This window comes from Limnohabitans sp. (genome assembly GCF_031539175.1).
GTDB lineage: Bacteria > Pseudomonadota > Gammaproteobacteria > Burkholderiales > Burkholderiaceae_C > Limnohabitans.
In genome coordinates, this window is the sequence record NZ_JAVKLQ010000032.1 from 93,607 (window position 1) to 109,657 (window position 16,051).

13 protein-coding genes are annotated in these 16,051 nt (G+C 58.3%); 4 read left to right on the forward strand and 9 right to left on the reverse strand.

Features of this window, described 5'->3' with window-relative positions:
• Positions 1-39: 39 nt before the first annotated feature.
• Complete coding sequence (gene fba / locus RMS95_RS05840) at positions 40-1,104, reverse strand: class II fructose-bisphosphate aldolase (protein ID WP_310644409.1); 1,065 nt, start codon at positions 1,102-1,104, stop codon at positions 40-42.
• Between the two features lie 110 nt (positions 1,105-1,214).
• Positions 1,215-2,648, reverse strand: coding sequence for a pyruvate kinase (gene pyk, locus RMS95_RS05845; RefSeq protein WP_310644411.1), 1,434 nt, complete (start codon positions 2,646-2,648; stop codon positions 1,215-1,217).
• 225 nt (positions 2,649-2,873) lie between these two features.
• Between pyk and RMS95_RS05850 the strand changes: the two genes are divergently transcribed.
• Complete coding sequence (locus tag RMS95_RS05850; protein ID WP_310644413.1) at positions 2,874-3,959, forward strand: fatty acid desaturase; 1,086 nt, start codon at positions 2,874-2,876, stop codon at positions 3,957-3,959.
• A 505-nt stretch (positions 3,960-4,464) separates the two neighbouring features.
• On the opposite strand, the gene RMS95_RS05855 is transcribed toward RMS95_RS05850, so the two are convergent.
• The 7 genes from RMS95_RS05855 to RMS95_RS05885 form a co-directional block, all read right to left on the reverse strand.
• Positions 4,465-5,658, reverse strand: a complete 1,194-nt coding sequence (locus RMS95_RS05855) for a phosphoglycerate kinase (protein ID WP_310644415.1) — start codon at positions 5,656-5,658, stop codon at positions 4,465-4,467.
• Between the two features lie 120 nt (positions 5,659-5,778).
• Entirely contained in the window at positions 5,779-7,302 is a 1,524-nt protein-coding gene (locus RMS95_RS05860; RefSeq protein ID WP_310644417.1) for an altronate dehydratase family protein, read from the reverse strand.
• Positions 7,302-8,057, reverse strand: coding sequence for an SDR family oxidoreductase (locus tag RMS95_RS05865; protein ID WP_310644419.1), 756 nt, complete (start codon positions 8,055-8,057; stop codon positions 7,302-7,304). The genes RMS95_RS05860 and RMS95_RS05865 overlap by 1 nt, the downstream gene beginning before the upstream one ends.
• A gap of 21 nt (positions 8,058-8,078) precedes the next feature.
• Positions 8,079-8,984 (reverse strand): NAD(P)-dependent oxidoreductase, encoded by a 906-nt coding sequence (locus RMS95_RS05870; RefSeq protein ID WP_310644421.1) that lies wholly within the window; start codon positions 8,982-8,984, stop codon positions 8,079-8,081.
• A gap of 47 nt (positions 8,985-9,031) precedes the next feature.
• On the reverse strand, positions 9,032-9,982 hold the full coding sequence (locus RMS95_RS05875; protein WP_310644423.1) for a sugar kinase: 951 nt from the start codon (positions 9,980-9,982) through the stop codon (positions 9,032-9,034).
• A gap of 20 nt (positions 9,983-10,002) precedes the next feature.
• Entirely contained in the window at positions 10,003-10,752 is a 750-nt protein-coding gene (locus RMS95_RS05880; protein ID WP_310644424.1) for an SDR family oxidoreductase, read from the reverse strand.
• Between the two features lie 35 nt (positions 10,753-10,787).
• Positions 10,788-12,524, reverse strand: a complete 1,737-nt coding sequence (locus RMS95_RS05885; RefSeq protein ID WP_310644426.1) for an IlvD/Edd family dehydratase — start codon at positions 12,522-12,524, stop codon at positions 10,788-10,790.
• Positions 12,525-12,632: 108 nt separating this feature from the next.
• Here RMS95_RS05885 and RMS95_RS05890 point away from each other — a divergent pair, with 108 nt between their 5' ends.
• From RMS95_RS05890 to RMS95_RS05900, 3 genes are all read left to right on the forward strand, one after another.
• Positions 12,633-13,589: a 2-hydroxyacid dehydrogenase gene (locus tag RMS95_RS05890; RefSeq protein WP_310644428.1), complete on the forward strand. Its 957-nt coding sequence runs from the start codon at positions 12,633-12,635 to the stop codon at positions 13,587-13,589.
• A gap of 101 nt (positions 13,590-13,690) precedes the next feature.
• Positions 13,691-15,073 (forward strand): ABC transporter substrate-binding protein, encoded by a 1,383-nt coding sequence (locus RMS95_RS05895; protein ID WP_310644430.1) that lies wholly within the window; start codon positions 13,691-13,693, stop codon positions 15,071-15,073.
• 116 nt (positions 15,074-15,189) lie between these two features.
• Positions 15,190-16,050 carry a sugar ABC transporter permease gene (locus tag RMS95_RS05900; protein ID WP_310644432.1) on the forward strand — a complete coding sequence of 287 codons (861 nt, stop codon included), beginning with the start codon at positions 15,190-15,192 and terminating at the stop codon, positions 16,048-16,050.
• The last annotated feature ends 1 nt before the right edge of the window (position 16,051 follow it).

Consider the following 16,051-nt stretch of genomic DNA (forward strand, 5'->3'; position numbering starts at 1 on the left):
TGGAACTATTCCAGCGAATTATCGCAAGAGTTGTTCAGCTTACTTCACCAGTTGGGCAAGTTCGCCCTTGGCGTACTTGGCGGCCACGACTTGCAGGTTGTCGCCCTTGATCTTGCCGCCTTGGCCTTCGCAACCGAATTCCAAATAGCGTTGCTTGCAAATGGCCATCGCCGCTTCGCGCGCTGGCTTGAGCCATTCGCGGGCGTCAAATTTTTCGGGATTTTCGAACAAGAACTTACGCACCGCGCCAGTCATGGCCAAGCGGATGTCGGTGTCGATGTTGATCTTGCGCACGCCGTGCTTGATGGCTTCTTGAATTTCAGACACGGGCACGCCGTAGGTCTCTTTCATCTTGCCGCCGTATTGGTTGATGATGGCCAACAGGTCTTGTGGCACGCTGGAGGAACCGTGCATGACCAAGTGCGTGTTGGGAATGCGTGCGTGAATTTCTTTGACGCGGCTGATGGCCAAGATGTCGCCCGTGGGCATGCGGCTGAATTTGTAAGCGCCGTGGCTGGTGCCAATGGCGATGGCCAAGGCGTCGAGTTGTGTAGCTTTGACGAACTGAGCGGCTTCTTCAGGGTCGGTCAGCATTTGGCTGTGGTCGAGTTTGCCCTCAGCGCCCACGCCGTCTTCTTCACCGGCTTCGCCAGTTTCCAAATTGCCCAAGCAACCCAATTCACCTTCAACAGACACGCCCACTTTGTGCGCCATGGCCACGACTTGTTGGGTGACTTGCACGTTGTAGTCGAAGCTAGACGGTGTCTTGCCGTCTTCCATCAAGGAGCCGTCCATCATGACGGAGCCGAAACCGAGGTCAATCGCGCCTTGGCAGATCTTGGGCGACGTGCCATGGTCTTGGTGCATGACCAAAGGGATGTGTGGGTAGGCTTCGGTGGCAGCTTGGATCAAATGCTTGATGAACGACTCACCGGCGTATTTGCGAGCGCCAGCACTGGCTTGCAAAATCACAGGGGCGCCCACCGCGTCGGCAGCGGCCATCACGGCCTGCACTTGCTCTAAGTTGTTGACGTTGAAGGCGGGAATGCCGTAACCCTGCTCTGCAGCGTGGTCCAAAAGTTCGCGCATCGAAACGAGTGCCATGGAAGATTTCCTCTAAAGTTAAAAACCTGTAAAACTGCCCAAATTTTAAGCGTGGCAGCTTGGCGGGAAGCTGACAGAGCGTAGCCGTCGAGCCCCCGCGACAAAAACAATCACGCGACTTCGCAAATACGCAGCATGTTGGTGCCGCCAGGTGTGCCCATGGGGTCGCCGCAGGTGATGGCGTACACATCGCCTTTGTCCATGATGCCGCGTGACTTCAAACGCGCTTCGGCTTGGGCCAAGGCCGTATCGCGGTCAGCGCTGGTGTCCATCAGCAAGGGGCGCACGTTGCGAAACAACGCCATGCGACGCTGCGAGGTGACTTTGGTGGTCAAGGCGTAAATAGGGATGTGAATGCGGTGGCGGCTCATCCACAGGGCGGTCGAGCCTGACTCGGTCAAGGCGACGATGGCCTTGGCGCCCAAGTGGTGGGCGGTGAACAAGGCGCCCATGGCGATGGTTTGGTCAATCCGGGTGAAGGTTTGGCCGGTGAAATCGGCATCCAATTCGACCTGCTCGGCACCTTCGGCGGCGGCACAAATCTTGGCCATTTCTTCCACGGTTTCGAGCGGGTATTTGCCAGCGGCGGTTTCGGCGCTCAGCATCACGGCATCGGTGCCATCGAGCACGGCGTTGGCCACGTCACTCACCTCGGCGCGGGTGGGCACGGGGTTGGTGATCATGCTTTCCATCATCTGGGTCGCAGTGATCACCACTTTGTCGTGCTGGCGCGCCAGCTTGATCATGCGTTTTTGCAGCGCGGGCACAGCGGCGTTGCCCACCTCAACCGCCAAATCGCCACGCGCCACCATGATGCCGTCGCTGGCGCGCAGGATGGCTTCGAGGTGAGGAATGGCCTCGGCGCGCTCAATCTTGGCGATCAAGCCAGGTTTGTGGCTGTATTCGGCACCCGCCACGTTGCACAGTTGACGTGCCATTTCCATGTCGGTGGCGTTTTTGGGGAAGCTCACCGCCACGTAATCGGCCTGAAAACTCATGGCAGTACGGATGTCGTCCATGTCCTTGGCGGTCAACGCGGGTGCGGTCAATCCGCCGCCTTGCTTGTTGATGCCTTTGTTATTGGACAACTCGCCCCCCACTTTGACGGTGGTCAGCACTTGCTCGCCGCGCACAGCGTCCACTGTCAGCACGATCAGACCGTCGTTGAGCAAGAGCAAGTCGCCGGGCTTCACATCGCGAGGCAGTTCTTTGTAGTCCAAGCCCACGCCTTGCAGGTCGCCGAGCTCGGTGCGCGATGCGTCGAGCACGAATTTGGCACCGTTTTCCAGCATCACTTTGCCTTCTGCGAACTTGCCAACACGGATTTTGGGGCCCTGCAAGTCGGCCATGATGGCCACTTCACGGCCAGCGCGCACGGCGGCTTCGCGGACCAAACGCGCACGGTCAATGTGGTCTTGGGCTTTGCCATGGCTGAAATTCAAGCGAACCACGTTGACGCCGGCGCGGATCATTTGCTCCAGCAACGCGGGATCGCTGGAAGCTGGGCCTAAAGTAGCAACAATTTTGGTGGCGTGACGGGGCATTCAGAGTCTCCTTGTGTGTATTCTTTGCACTGATTCTCACATGTTTGACATGCAAATTTTGCAAAGTAGACCACCCCATTTCTAGAGGCATGAACCGCCAAAGCCCATACAGCACAGAGGCAGACTCCCGCCAAGCGGCTCAACAGAGCACAAAAAGCGATAATCAGACACGCATTTGATTCAAATCAGTGCAGATTGCCTCGGCAAACCTAAGATTCAGCGACTATGACCACCAACATCCAACCTATTCTTCCCGGCGAACCGATGCCACACCGCAAAGTCATGCGTGAGTGGCTGCTGCCTTTGGCAGAGCGCACCACGGGCCTCGCGTTCGTTTTACTGATTACGGATTACATTTTGTGGGCAGCACTGCTCACCGGCACCGTGCTGTTCGACGCCTGGTGGGCCAAGCTCTTGTGCGGCTTGGTCGCTGGCTTCGTGATCGGACGCCTGTTCATCTTGGGCCACGACGCGTGCCACCAAAGCCTGACGCCACACCGCAACCTCAATAAGTGGCTGGGCCGCATCGCCTTTTTGCCCTCGTTGACCGCCTACAGCTTGTGGGACATTGGCCACAACGTGGTGCACCACGGCTACACCAACCTCAAAAACTTCGACTTCGTGTGGGCACCCTACACGCCCGAAGAATTCGCCGCATTGAGCCCCTTCGAAAAACTGCGTGACCGCGTGTACCGCAGCGGCTGGGCACCTGGCCTGTACTACATGATCGAAATCTGGTGGAACAAGATGGTGTTCCCCAACGAAAAGAACATGCCCACACGCCGCCCCATCTTCACCAAAGACTGCTGGTTGATCACCGTCTTCGGCTTCGCTTGGGTGGCGGTCATGGCTTGGGCCGCTGTGGCAACCGAGCAATCGATTGGCTACATCTTGTTGATGGGCGTGGTGGTGCCCTTCTTCTTCTGGGTCACCATGATTGGTTTCGTGGTGTACGTGCACCACACCCATGTGGACGTGTCTTGGCACGAAGAGCGCACCGGATGGTCCAAGGCCTCGCCTTTTGTGTCCACCACCGTGCATCTGACCTTCCCCATGCACATCGGCGCGCTGATGCACCACATCATGGAGCACACCGCCCACCATTTGGACATGAGCATTCCGCTGTACAAGCTCAAGCAAGCGCAAAGCAAACTCGAAGAGTTGTTGCCCGAACGCATCATCGTTCAGCCCTTCTCTTGGAGCTGGTATGTGCAAACCGCCCGCGACTGCAAGCTGTATGACTTCAAAACCGACAGCTGGATGACGTACGACGGCAAGGTCACCAGCCCCCGTGCAATGAAAGCAGCCTGAGTCTGATTGACGGCCAGACTCAACGACAAAGCCCCGCACTGCGGGGCTTTTTCATGGGTGCGAGCCATATGCGGGTGCCACGTCATACTTGCGCAGATGCACCGCTTGGGCTGAATTCAGTGCGATCAATTCGCGCAAATCTTCTCGCCAGTGGACTCGCGTTTGAAGCAATTCAAAGGCAGTTTAGCCTCAGCGCTGTTCAGCCTAGGAGGCGGGGGCGCATAGCGTTCCTTCATTTGTCTGTCCCATTCTTGCCCCTCGGCCTTTCCCCGTTTTTGACAGTCCTGAACCGCCTCGTGGGTAGACAAGGTTTCGCAACGCCTTGACTCCAGCGGAAACGCTTGAAGGCCTTGTGCTGAGGCCATCAGCGGCAAGTAAACCGCGACGGCGCAAACCAATCTTAATGTGTGACGCATCTTCAAAGCCCCAAATGAAAACACGGGCAAAGATACCCGTGTTGCTTGGTGCCCAGTTGAGTTCAGCTCAACTTATGAACAGGCCTTGGCTAACCCGCGGCGCGCTTGGTCAAGATCTCAAAAGCGGGCAAGGTCTTGCCTTCCAAGATTTCCAAGAAGGCGCCGCCGCCAGTGGAGATGTAGCCCACTTGCTTTTCAATGCCGTACTTAGCAATCGCCGCCAAGGTGTCGCCACCGCCGGCAATGCTGAAGGCGCTGGACTCGGCAATGGCGTGTGCAATGACTTTGGTGCCGTTCTCAAACGCAGCAAATTCAAACACGCCCACAGGGCCATTCCACACGATGGTGCCAGCCGATTTGAGTTGCGCGGCCAATTTGGCAGCGGTCTCTGGGCCAATGTCCAAAATCAGGTCGTCGTCGGCCACTTCGGTGGCTTTTTTCACGGTGGCCACAGCGTCGGCCGAGAAGGTTTTGGCAGTCACCACATCGGTAGGAATCGGCACTTCGGCGCCGCGTGACTTCATCAAGGCGATCACCGCTTTGGCTTCGTCGATCAAATCGGGTTCGGCCAAGCTTTTGCCGATCTTCAGACCAGCCGCCAACATGAAGGTGTTGGCAATGCCGCCGCCCACGATGAGTTGGTCCACGTTGCTGGCCAAGCTCTTCAGAATCGTCAACTTGGTGCTGACCTTGCTGCCTGCCACGATGGCAGCCAAAGGACGCTTAGGGGCCGCCAAGGCTTTTTGGATGGCATCAATTTCTGCGGCCAACAAAGGGCCAGCACACGCGACAGGTGCAAATTGCGCGATGCCGTACGTGGTGCCTTCGGCGCGGTGGGCGGTGCCAAAAGCGTCGTTCACAAAAATGTCGCACAAGGCGGCCATCTTGCGGGCCAAGTCTTCGTTGTTCTTTTTCTCGCCTTTGTTGACGCGGCAGTTTTCCAGCAACACCACTTGACCGGGGGCCACGGTCACACCGTCCACCCAGTTCGCAATCAGCGGCACCTCACGGCCCAACAACTCGCCCAAGCGCTTGGCCACAGGGGCCAACGAGTCTTCGGGCTTGAATTCGCCTTCGGTGGGGCGACCCAAGTGACTGGTCACCATCACGGCGGCACCCGCAGCCAGCGCCATTTGAATGCAAGGCACCGAAGCGCGAACGCGCGTGTCTTCGGTGATGGCACCGCTGTCGTCTTGCGGCACGTTCAAGTCGGCACGGATGAAAACACGTTGGCCTTGGGCTTTGCCGTTGGCGCACAAATCAGAGAAGCGAATGACGTTCATGGTGGGCTGAGTTTGGAATTGAATAACCCGCCTATTCTAAAAGTCAGGGCTTGCGGAGCCTGACAGACCGCGATCTGCCCTGTTTGAGGGCGTGATCGCGGCCTGACCAGCCGTCTGACGTCACATCACCGCGCCCAATTGCCACGGCACAAACTCGTTTTGGCCATAGCCGTGCTGCTCGCTCTTGGTGTGCTGGCCCGAGGCGGCAGCAATCATCATATAAAAGATGCGTTCGCCCGCTTGCTGCACGGTTTCTGAGCCATCCACCACGCCACCGCAGTTGATGTCCATGTCGTCTTCTTGGCGCTGCCACAACGCGGTGTTGGTGGCCAACTTCAGCGACGGACTAGGCGCACAGCCATAGGCCGAACCGCGCCCCGTGGTGAAGCAAATCAAGTTGGCCCCACCCGCGACTTGGCCGGTCGCCGACACGGGGTCATAACCCGGTGTGTCCATGTACACAAAGCCTTTGGCCGTGATGGGCTGGGCGTACTCGTAGACATCCACCAAATTGGTGGTGCCGCTTTTGGCGATGGCCCCCAAGCTTTTTTCGAGAATGGTGGTCAAGCCGCCGGCCTTGTTGCCCGCAGAAGGGTTGTTGTCCATTTGCATGTTGTTGCGGCGGGTGTACGCCTCCCACCACGCAATGCGCGCGCGCAATTTATCGGCCACTGCCACACTGACGGCGCGACGTGTCAGCAAATGTTCGCCGCCATAAATTTCGGGCGTTTCCGACAACACAGCCGTGCCCCCGTGACGCACCAACAAATCGACCGCGGCGCCCAAAGCGGGGTTGGCACTGATGCCCGAATACCCGTCGCTGCCACCGCACTGCAAGCCCACCGTGAGGTGACTCACAGGCACGGGCTCCCGCTTGACGCGGTTGGCTTCAGGCAACATGGCTTTGATCAGCGCCACGCCCTTTTCAACCGTCTTGCGGGTGCCGCCGGTGTCTTGAATGTTGAAGGTGGCCAACTTCACGTTTTCTTGCAAGCCTTCTTGCGCAATCAAGCCCGTGATTTGATTGGTCTCGCAGCCCAAGCCCACCACCAAGACGGCCGCAAAGTTGGGGTGCTTGGCGTAACCACCCAAGGTACGACGCAAAACCTGCAACTCTTCACCATCGCTGGCCGTGGCGCATCCCATGCCGTGGGTCAGGGCCACCACACCATCGACATTCGGAAAGTCAGCCAAGGCTTCGGGGCGAATGTCGCGCCGAAAGTAATCGGCAATGGCGCGCGCCGCGGTGGCCGAGCAATTCACCGAGGTCAACACGCCGATGTAGTTGCGTGTGCCCACACGACCATCCGCACGCACGATGCCTTGGAACGTGGCGGACTGGGCCACATACGCCGTGGGCTGGGCCGCCGCGCCTGGCGCATGCTCACGCGCAAAGTCGCTGAAGGCCAAGTTGTGCGTGTGCACATGCTCGCCCGCTGCGATGTCACGCGTGGCCATGCCAATGATTTGGTCGTAGCGACGCACCGGCTGCCCCTTGGCAATGGCACAGGTCGCGACCTTGTGGCCCGGCGGCACCAAGCCCGACACCGTCACGCCCTCTTGCGCCAACACCGTGCCGCCCACCAATTGCGAACGCGCAATGACCACGTTGTCTTGCGCATGAATGCGGATGACGGGTGACATCAGTTGGACCACCCGCCGTCAATGATTTGCGACGTGCCGGTGGTGAAGCTCGACTCATCGCTGGCCAAGTACACGGCCAACAAAGCAATTTCTTCCACACGGCCCACACGCCCCATCGGCTGACGTGCGACAAAAGCGGCTTCGACTTGCGCAATGGTTTGACCGCTGGCCTGCGCCTGTGCCGAAATACGGTCACGCAAAGAAGGCGACTCCACAGTGCCAGGGCAAATCGCGTTGCAACGCACGCCCGTGGTGATGTAGTCGGCCGCAACCGCTTTGGTCAAACCGATGATGGCGGCTTTGGTCGTGCCGTACACAAAACGGTTGGGTGCGCCTTTGATGCTGCCTGCCACCGAGGCCACGTTGATGATGGAGCCTTTGCCTTTTTTCAACATGCCAGGCAAGAACGCTTTGATCATGTGGAACTGCGAACGCACATTGAGGTTGAACGCAAAGTCCCACTCGGCTTCGGTGCAGTCGAGCACGGTGCCTGCATGCACAAAACCCGCGCCGTTGAACAGCACATCGATCTCGCCATGCTTGGCGTGTGCCGCTTGGATGGCCGCGTTGCTGGTGACGTCCAACACGTCGATGTCGCAGCCGCATTCTTGTTTCAAGGACTCAAGCGCTGCCGCGTTCACGTCGGTCGCAATGACCTTCGCGCCTTCGCGCACAAAGGCCAGTGCGGTGGCGCGTCCAATGCCTTGACCTGCGGCGGTGACGAGGGCTGTTTTTCCTGTTAAACGTTGACTCATGGTTGTCTCTCTATCTGTGATTTAAGTGTTGGAAGTTTTAGGCACCAAAGCGGCGCCCGTGATGCGTTCTTGTGCCTCGACCAACGAGGGCACAAATTTTTTGCCAAAGCCCAAGGCGCTGGCCATGCTGAGTGACTGGTGCACCGCCTCGCCCATCAACGTGGGCACGCCCATGCCTTCGGCCAAGTGGGTGTAGTAACGGATGTCTTTGCGGGCGTTGTCGAGCTCAAACTTCAAGCCAGCCAAATCGCCATCCAGCGTTTTGGCCATGGCTTGGAACAAGCCTGAGTTCACAGGCCCTGCGCCCACCAACGCGACGAGTTGCTTGGGGTCAATGCCTGCGCGTTTGCCCACCGCAAATGCTTCGGCGGTGGCCGTGCAAATGGCTTGGCCAATGAAGTTGTTGAGCAGCTTGATGCCGTGGCCCGCACCGGGCCCACCCACATGGAACACGTTTTCCGCACAGCACTTCAAGACCGGTTCAAGCTTGGCAAACACGGCGAGCTCTGCGCCGACCATGATGTTGAGTCGGCCCGCCTCGGCCTCCACGGGGGAGCGTGCCAAAGGTGCATCCACAAAAGTGACCCCTTGGGTCTGCGCCAATTCGCGCAAATAGGTGGTGGAGTGCGGCTCGCTGGTGGAGCAATCGACGATGACCAAGCCCGCTTTGGGTTTGGACAACAAACCATTCGCACCGGACACCACCGCTTCGACTTGGGGTGAGCCGGTGACGCAAATCAACACCACGTCGCACGTGGCACCAAGCTCGGCAGCATTGGCTGCGAGGGTGGCGCCTGCGTCCAACAAGTCTTGCACGCGGTCACGTTGCTGGTGAACCGTGATCGCCACATGTTGGCCTTTGGCCAATAAGTTTTTTGCCATGCCATGCCCCATGAGGCCGGATGCGCCGATATAACCAATGTTCATGTCTGTCTCCTTGATGTTTGTTTGCTCTATGTTTGACCCATTGAAATTCATACACCGGCCGCGTCGAGCGCTGCACGGGTGGGCAGGCCTTCACAATCGCCACGCACTTGCACAGCACGTGCGCCCATCCATGCGCCACGACGGGCCGCTTGTTCTAAGGTCGCGCCTTCCAGCAAAGCGCTGATCACGCCGACCGCAAATGCATCGCCTGCGCCCACGGTGTCTACCACTTTTTCAACGGGGAACGCAGGCACAAAAGCGCACCCTTCGGGGCCATCGACATACGCACCCTGCGGCCCCAGCTTGACCACCACCTGTGTGGCACCGGCGTTGCGGTAAAAGCGTGCAATGTCTTGCGGCGTGTCGCAACCCGTGAGCAAGCGACCTTCTTCCCAACCCGGCAGCACCCAATCGGCTTGCGCCGCCAAAGCGTTGAGGGTGTCGCGCATCACGGCGCGATCGGGCCACAAAGCAGGGCGCAAGTTGGGGTCGAAGCTGATGGTTTTGTGGTGGGCCCGCATGTGGCGCATGGCCGCTTGCGTGGCGGCCATCGTGTGGGCCGACAGCGCGGGGAAAATACCGGTCACATGCAAATGACGTGCGCTCGCCAACCAAGGCAAATCCAAATGCTCAGGCCCGAGCTGACTGGCTGCCGAGTTCGCGCGCTGATAGGCAATGGGCGGGTCGGTTCCGTCGTCCACGCGGCCCTTGCGCATGGATGCGGTGAGGCCGCCGTGCACCGTGGCCACATGCGAACAATCGACACCTTCGCGCTCAAACGCTTGTCGCAAATAGTCACCGTTCACATCGTCACCCAAACGGCTAACCCAGCCGACGTGCAAGCCCAAACGCGCCAAGCCCACCGCTACATTGGTTTCGGCCCCTGCGGTGTGTTGGCTGAAGCTTTGCACCTCAGCCAAGGGCCCCGTTTGCTCAGCGGCCCACAGCACCAAGGCCTCGCCCAGCGTCACCACATCAGGGGGTGCGGCGTGTTGCATGGGCTGGGTGAATGGGCGTTTTAGCCGCGACCGACGAAGGGCATCTGGTTCGCCATCACCGTGACAAACAAGATGTTGGACGACAACGGCAAGCTGGCCATGGTCATGAAGGTGTCCACCACCGAGCTCATTTCCATGCGGGCTTCAGGCTTGATGGTGCCATCGGCTTGGTGTACACCATTGGCCATCTTGATCGTCATGTCGCTGGCCACGTTGCCAATGTCGATTTGACCCACGGCGATGTTCATCCCGCGGCCGTCCAAATTGGCCGCACGGGTCAAACCGCTGATGGCGTGTTTGGTGGCCGTGTAGGCAATCGAGCCAGGGCGGGGCGCATGCGCCGAGATCGAGCCGTTGTTGATGATGCGACCGCCTTGTGGCGACTGCGTCTGCATTTGTTTGAACGCGTGCGAGAGGCAATAAAACGCGCCGTTCAAATTGACGTCCACCGCTTGACGCCATGTGTCTGCCGTCATGTCACCGGGCAAGGTGTAGGGCAGCGAAATGCCGGCGTTGTTGAACAACAAGTCCACACGGCCAAACTTCGCGACCACGGTTTTGAAGAGTTGCGCCACGTCTTCGTCTTTGCTCACATCGGTGGGCACGGCCAAGGCGTTGCCACTGTTGGCACCGGCTTCTGCAATGGCGGCATGGAGCGCATCTGCGCGACGCCCGACCAAGGCCACCTGCCATCCGGCTTGGAGCAAGGCCAAGGCGCATGCCTTGCCAATGCCTGAGCTTGCGCCCGTTACAACTGCTACTTTTGTCATCTCGCTTGTCCTCTTGAAATCTGGATCACTGGGAGTTAATGGTTGTCTTTGGGCACGGCAGACCCGCGCATGCCACGCAAGAAGTCTAGGTCAGCGCCTTCGTCCGCTTGCAGCACATGGTCAATGTAGAGCTTCCAATAGCCGCTTTCCATCGCAGGGGCTGGTGGCGTCCATGCGGCGCGGCGCTTGGCCAACTCGGCGTCATCCACATGCAAATGCAAGCTGCGCTTGGGCACGTCGAGCGTGATCAAGTCACCGTTTTGCACCAAGGCCAAGATGCCACCGGCGGCAGCTTCAGGCGCGGTGTGCAACACCACCGTGCCGTAAGCCGTGCCGCTCATGCGGGCGTCGCTGATGCGCACCATGTCGGTGATGCCCTTGCGCAACACCTTGGGAGGCAAGGGCATGTTGCCCACTTCGGCCATGCCGGGGTAGCCCTTGGGGCCGCAGTTCTTCAACACCAAGATGCAGGTTTCATCCACATCCAAGTTCTCGTCGTCGATGCGGGCATGGAAATCGTTGCTGTCTTCAAACACCACCGCACGACCGGTGTGCGTCATCAACTCGGGCGTGGCTGCGCTGGGCTTGATCACCGCGCCGCGAGGTGCCAAGTTGCCACGCAAGATGGCAATGCCTGCTTTCTCTTTGAAAGGCTGATCAAACGGCTTGATGACTTCGGTGTTGTAATTTTGGGCGTCAGCGACGTTTTGGCCCACGGTCTTACCGTTGGCGGTGATGATCTCGGTGTGCAGCAGGTGCGCGATTTCTTTCATCACCACGGGCAAGCCGCCGGCGTAGCAGAAGTCTTCCATCAGGTACTGGCCCGATGGCTGCAAATTCACCAAACAAGGCAACTCACTGGCCAAACGGTCAAAGTCGTCGATGCTCAAAGGCACGCCCAAGCGACCTGCGATGGCGACCAAATGGATCACCGCGTTGGTACTGCCACCAATGGCGGCCAAGGTACGGATGGCGTTCTCGAACGCTTCACGGGTCAAGATTTGTGAAATCTTGATGTCGTCTTTCACCATCTGCACGATGCGTCGACCCGCGTCGCGTGCCAGCACATTGCGACGACCATCCACCGCAGGGTAAGCGGCATTGCCAGGCAAACCAATGCCCAAGGCTTCGACCATGCTGGCCATGGTGCTGGCCGTGCCCATGGTCATGCAGTGGCCGTGGCTGCGGTGCATGCAGCTCTCGGCCTCAAAGAAATCTTGCAGCTTCAAGGTGCCTGCGCGCACTTGCTCGCTCATGCTCCACACGCCAGTGCCTGAGCCCAACTCTTGACCACGCCACTTGCCATTCAACATCGGGCCACCGCTCACACCGATGGTGGGCAAGTTGGCGCTGGAGGCACCCATCAACAAACTGGGGGTGGTTTTGTCACAGCCCATCAACAGCACAACGCCATCAATCGGGTTACCGCGAATGCTCTCTTCCACATCCATGGAAGCGAGGTTGCGGTACAGCATGGCGGTAGGGCGCAACAAAGTTTCGCCCAAGGACATGACAGGAAATTCAAGCGGGAAGCCACCGGCTTCATACACGCCAATCTTGACCTGCTCGGCCAAGGTGCGGAAATGCGAGTTGCAAGGGGTGAGCTCGCTGAAGGTGTTGCAAATGCCAATCACAGGGCGGCCATCGAACTGGTCATGTGGCACGCCTTTGCCTTTGACCCAGCTGCGGTAGGCAAAGCCGTCGCGGTCTTGACGACCGAACCATTGTTGGCTGCGTAAATCTTCGGGGCGTTTTTTGGGCTGGTCGGTCATCGGTGTCTCACTGGTTTACTGGTTTCCCCGCATCCACATGCAGGGCACCCGAGCATATTATGGTATGACGATTGAAATCCAACCCCGTGAAAGCCCTAGGAGCCCACTTTGTCTCAAATTGATGTCTTGTCCGTGACCAAACTCTCGCCGCTGCTTGAACCGCAATTGCGCGCCGTCTTCAACCTGCATGATCGCCTCCACGAAACCAACCCTGCCGCGTTTGCCAAGATCGCACCCAGCATCCGCGCCATCGCGGCCAGCGGTGAGTCCAAGGTGCCCGCGTCGCTGATTGAGCAGCTGCCCAAGCTCGAAATCATCTCCGTCTTTGGCGTGGGTTACGACGGCGTCGATGTGGCCGCAGCCAAAGCACGCGGCGTGATGGTGACGCACACCCCCAATGTCTTGAATGACGACGTGGCCGATCTGGCCATCGGTTTGATGCTCGCCGCAGCACGTCAATTGCCCGCTGCCGACCGCTACGTGAAAGAAGGCAAATGGCCCACAGGCCCCATGCCCTTGGCGCGCAAAGTGTCAGGCGCACGCCTCGGCATCGTGGGCATTGGTCGCATTGGCCAAGCCATTGCGCAACGCGCGCTCGCGTTCAACATGTCGGTGGCCTACACCGCACGCAGCGCCAAAGCAGACTTGCCCTTCAAGTACATGGCCACGCCTGAAGCCTTGGCCGCTGAAAGCGATTACTTGGTGGTCATCACCCCAGGCGGCGCGGGCACGCGCAAACTCATCAATGCCGACGTGCTGAAAGCCTTGGGCACCAAAGGTATTTTGGTGAACGTGGCACGCGGCTCAGTGGTCGACGAGGCCGCTTTGATTGAAGCCTTACAAAACGGTGTGATCGGCGGCGCAGGTTTGGACGTGTTCGAGAACGAGCCCAACGTCCCCGAAGCCTTACGGGCTTTCCCGCATGTGGTGTTGGCACCGCACATTGGCAGCGCCACCACACAAACCCGCCAAGCCATGGCTGACTTGGCATTCAACAACATGAAGTCGCATTTTGATGGGCGTGCGGTACATACCCCCGTGCCCGAATGCGCGGCCAAGGGTTAACCCAGAAATGCGGGTAACTCCGCATTTTTGACCCGCCCAATCATCATACGATAGCACCAAGGTTTAACCGGCCTTGCATTTCCAACATAAGGAGACAACAGATGAAACTGAAAACTTGGCTGACTGGCGCAATGGTCGCAGCAGGCTTGGTGACGGCCGTCGGCCCCGCCATGGCGCAAGAGAAATTGACAGTGTGGTGGGTGAAAGGCTTTTACAAAGCTGAAGACGATGCTTTGTTCGTCGCCATCAAAAAATTCGAAGAGAAAAACAAGGGCATCAAGATCGAACTCTCGCAGTACCCGATCCAAGACATGATCCCCAAAACCGTCGCAGCGCTCGACTCAGGCAATCCGCCTGACGTGGCTTATGCCGACGTGTACGACTTCCAAGTCACCGCCAAGTGGGCCTATGACGGCAAGCTCGAAGACGTCAGCAGCGTGATTGACAAAGTGCGCGGCAACTTTGAACCGGCCGCCTTGTCGACCACGTTCTTGTACAACAACCAAGCCAAGAACCGCGCGTACTACGCCTACCCGATCAAGCAACAAACCATGCACATCGAGTACTGGAAAGACATGCTGGCCGACTCTGGCTACAAAGAAAGCGACATCCCCACAGACTGGAAAGGCTACTGGGACTTCTGGTGCTCGAAGGTTCAAACTGGCTATCGCCAAAAAACCGGCAAGCGTGCATTTGGCACCGGCTTCCCCATGGGCGTGGACTCCAGCGACTCGTTCTTCTCGTTCCTCACGTTCATGGATGCGTACAACGTGAAGTTGGTCAACGATTCCGGCAAACTGTTGGTCGATGACCCTGCTGTTCGCCAAGGCCTGATCAGCGCTTTGAACGACTACACCGCGGTGTACGGCAAGGGCTGTACGCCACCGTCGTCCACCAGCTGGAAAGATCCGGACAACAACGTGGCCTTCCACAACAAGACCACCGTGCTCACGCACAACGCCACCATTTCGATCGCAGCCAAATGGCTCGACGACATGAACAACCCTGCCCTGACGCAAGAACAACGCGACATTGGCAAGAAAAACTACACCGAGCTGATTGCCACTTCGGGCTTCCCCAACAAGCCTGATGGCACCAAGATGGTGTATCGCAGCGCGGTGAAAACCGGCGTGATTTTCAAGGAAGCTAAGCACAAAGATGCCGCGAAGAAATTCGTGTCGTTCTTGCTGGAAGAAGCCAACTTGACACCTTACGTGGAAGGTTCTTTGGGTCGCTGGTTCCCTGTGACCAAGGCTGCGCAACAACGTCCGTTCTGGAAAGCAGACCCACATCGTTTGGCCGTGTACAACCAGTACATGTCCGGCACTGTACCGTTTGAGTTCACCAAGAACTACAAGTTCACCGTGCTCAACAACGAGAACGTGTGGGCCAAGGCGATGAACCGCATCATCAACGAGAAAGTGCCGACTGAAAAAGCTGTGGACGAAATGATCGCCCGCATCAAAGAAGTCGCCGGCAACTAAGCCCCAAGCACACGCCGGTGCCAGCCTCGCGCTGCACACCGGTGTGTGTCTTCCTTCCCCCGATTGACATTGGGTTGCAGCGCTGAAAACTGCGACCTCTGAGGCGAACTTTGCCCATGAATACTCAAGTTATTCCTCTCACACCCCCGCCCGCCAAGCCTTTATCGCCTTGGGAGTTTTGGGGCCGCCTGATGGTGGTGCCCTACCTCGTGGTGTTTGTGGTGTTTGTGCTCTACCCCGTCGGTTACGGTTTGTGGCTCGCACGCCACCCACAAAGCTATGTGGACTTGTTCAACGACCCGATCTTTTTCCGCAGCGCCGTCAACACCTTGGTGTTCTTGGTGGTCGGCATCAACATCAAAATGATGGTGGCTCTGGCGCTGTCGGGCTTCTTTGTGATGGAGCGTTGGTGGATCAAAATTGTCTCCGCCATCTTCATCTTGCCTTGGGCTGTGCCCTCGATCCCGACCATCTTGTCGGTGCGCTTCATGCTGAACCCCGAGTGGGGCATCATCAACAGCGCCATCTTCCGCTGGACCGGTTTGGATGGTCCCAATTGGCTGAACGACCCCACCTTGGCGCTGTCGTTTTCCATGCTCATGCACATCTGGAAATCGCTGCCATTTTGGACACTGATCTTGGTCGCTGCCCGCTTGGCCATTCCCACTGAGCAATACGAAGCCGCCTCTGTTGATGGGGCCACACGTTGGCAAAAATTCAAGTTCATCACTTGGCCCTCCATGCGTTCGATCTACCTGACGTCCACCATCTTGTCGATGATTTGGACGCTGGGCGACTTCAACAGCGTGTACCTGCTGACCGGTGGCGGCCCCGCTGACATGACACACGTCTTGGCCACCTTGGGCATTCGCTATCTGCGTTTAGACCAAGTCGACTTGGCGATGGCCTCCATCGTCGTGGGGCTTCCTTTTGTCTTGCCCTTGGTTTACTTCATGATGAAAAGGCTGTCGAAATGAG

What these genes read in the sequence shown, in the direction of transcription:
- fba (WP_310644409.1), bottom strand. Translation starts at nt 1,104, where the DNA reads ATGGCACTCGTTTCGATGCGCGAACTTTTGGACCACGCTGCAGAGCAG.
- pyk (WP_310644411.1), bottom strand. Translation starts at nt 2,648, where the DNA reads ATGCCCCGTCACGCCACCAAAATTGTTGCTACTTTAGGCCCAGCTTCC.
- RMS95_RS05850 (WP_310644413.1), top strand. Translation starts at nt 2,874, where the DNA reads ATGACCACCAACATCCAACCTATTCTTCCCGGCGAACCGATGCCACAC.
- RMS95_RS05855 (WP_310644415.1), bottom strand. Translation starts at nt 5,658, where the DNA reads ATGAACGTCATTCGCTTCTCTGATTTGTGCGCCAACGGCAAAGCCCAA.
- RMS95_RS05860 (WP_310644417.1), bottom strand. Translation starts at nt 7,302, where the DNA reads ATGTCACCCGTCATCCGCATTCATGCGCAAGACAACGTGGTCATTGCG.
- RMS95_RS05865 (WP_310644419.1), bottom strand. Translation starts at nt 8,057, where the DNA reads ATGAGTCAACGTTTAACAGGAAAAACAGCCCTCGTCACCGCCGCAGGT.
- RMS95_RS05870 (WP_310644421.1), bottom strand. Translation starts at nt 8,984, where the DNA reads ATGAACATTGGTTATATCGGCGCATCCGGCCTCATGGGGCATGGCATG.
- RMS95_RS05875 (WP_310644423.1), bottom strand. Translation starts at nt 9,982, where the DNA reads ATGCAACACGCCGCACCCCCTGATGTGGTGACGCTGGGCGAGGCCTTG.
- RMS95_RS05880 (WP_310644424.1), bottom strand. Translation starts at nt 10,752, where the DNA reads ATGACAAAAGTAGCAGTTGTAACGGGCGCAAGCTCAGGCATTGGCAAG.
- RMS95_RS05885 (WP_310644426.1), bottom strand. Translation starts at nt 12,524, where the DNA reads ATGACCGACCAGCCCAAAAAACGCCCCGAAGATTTACGCAGCCAACAA.
- RMS95_RS05895 (WP_310644430.1), top strand. Translation starts at nt 13,691, where the DNA reads ATGAAACTGAAAACTTGGCTGACTGGCGCAATGGTCGCAGCAGGCTTG.
- RMS95_RS05900 (WP_310644432.1), top strand. Translation starts at nt 15,190, where the DNA reads ATGAATACTCAAGTTATTCCTCTCACACCCCCGCCCGCCAAGCCTTTA.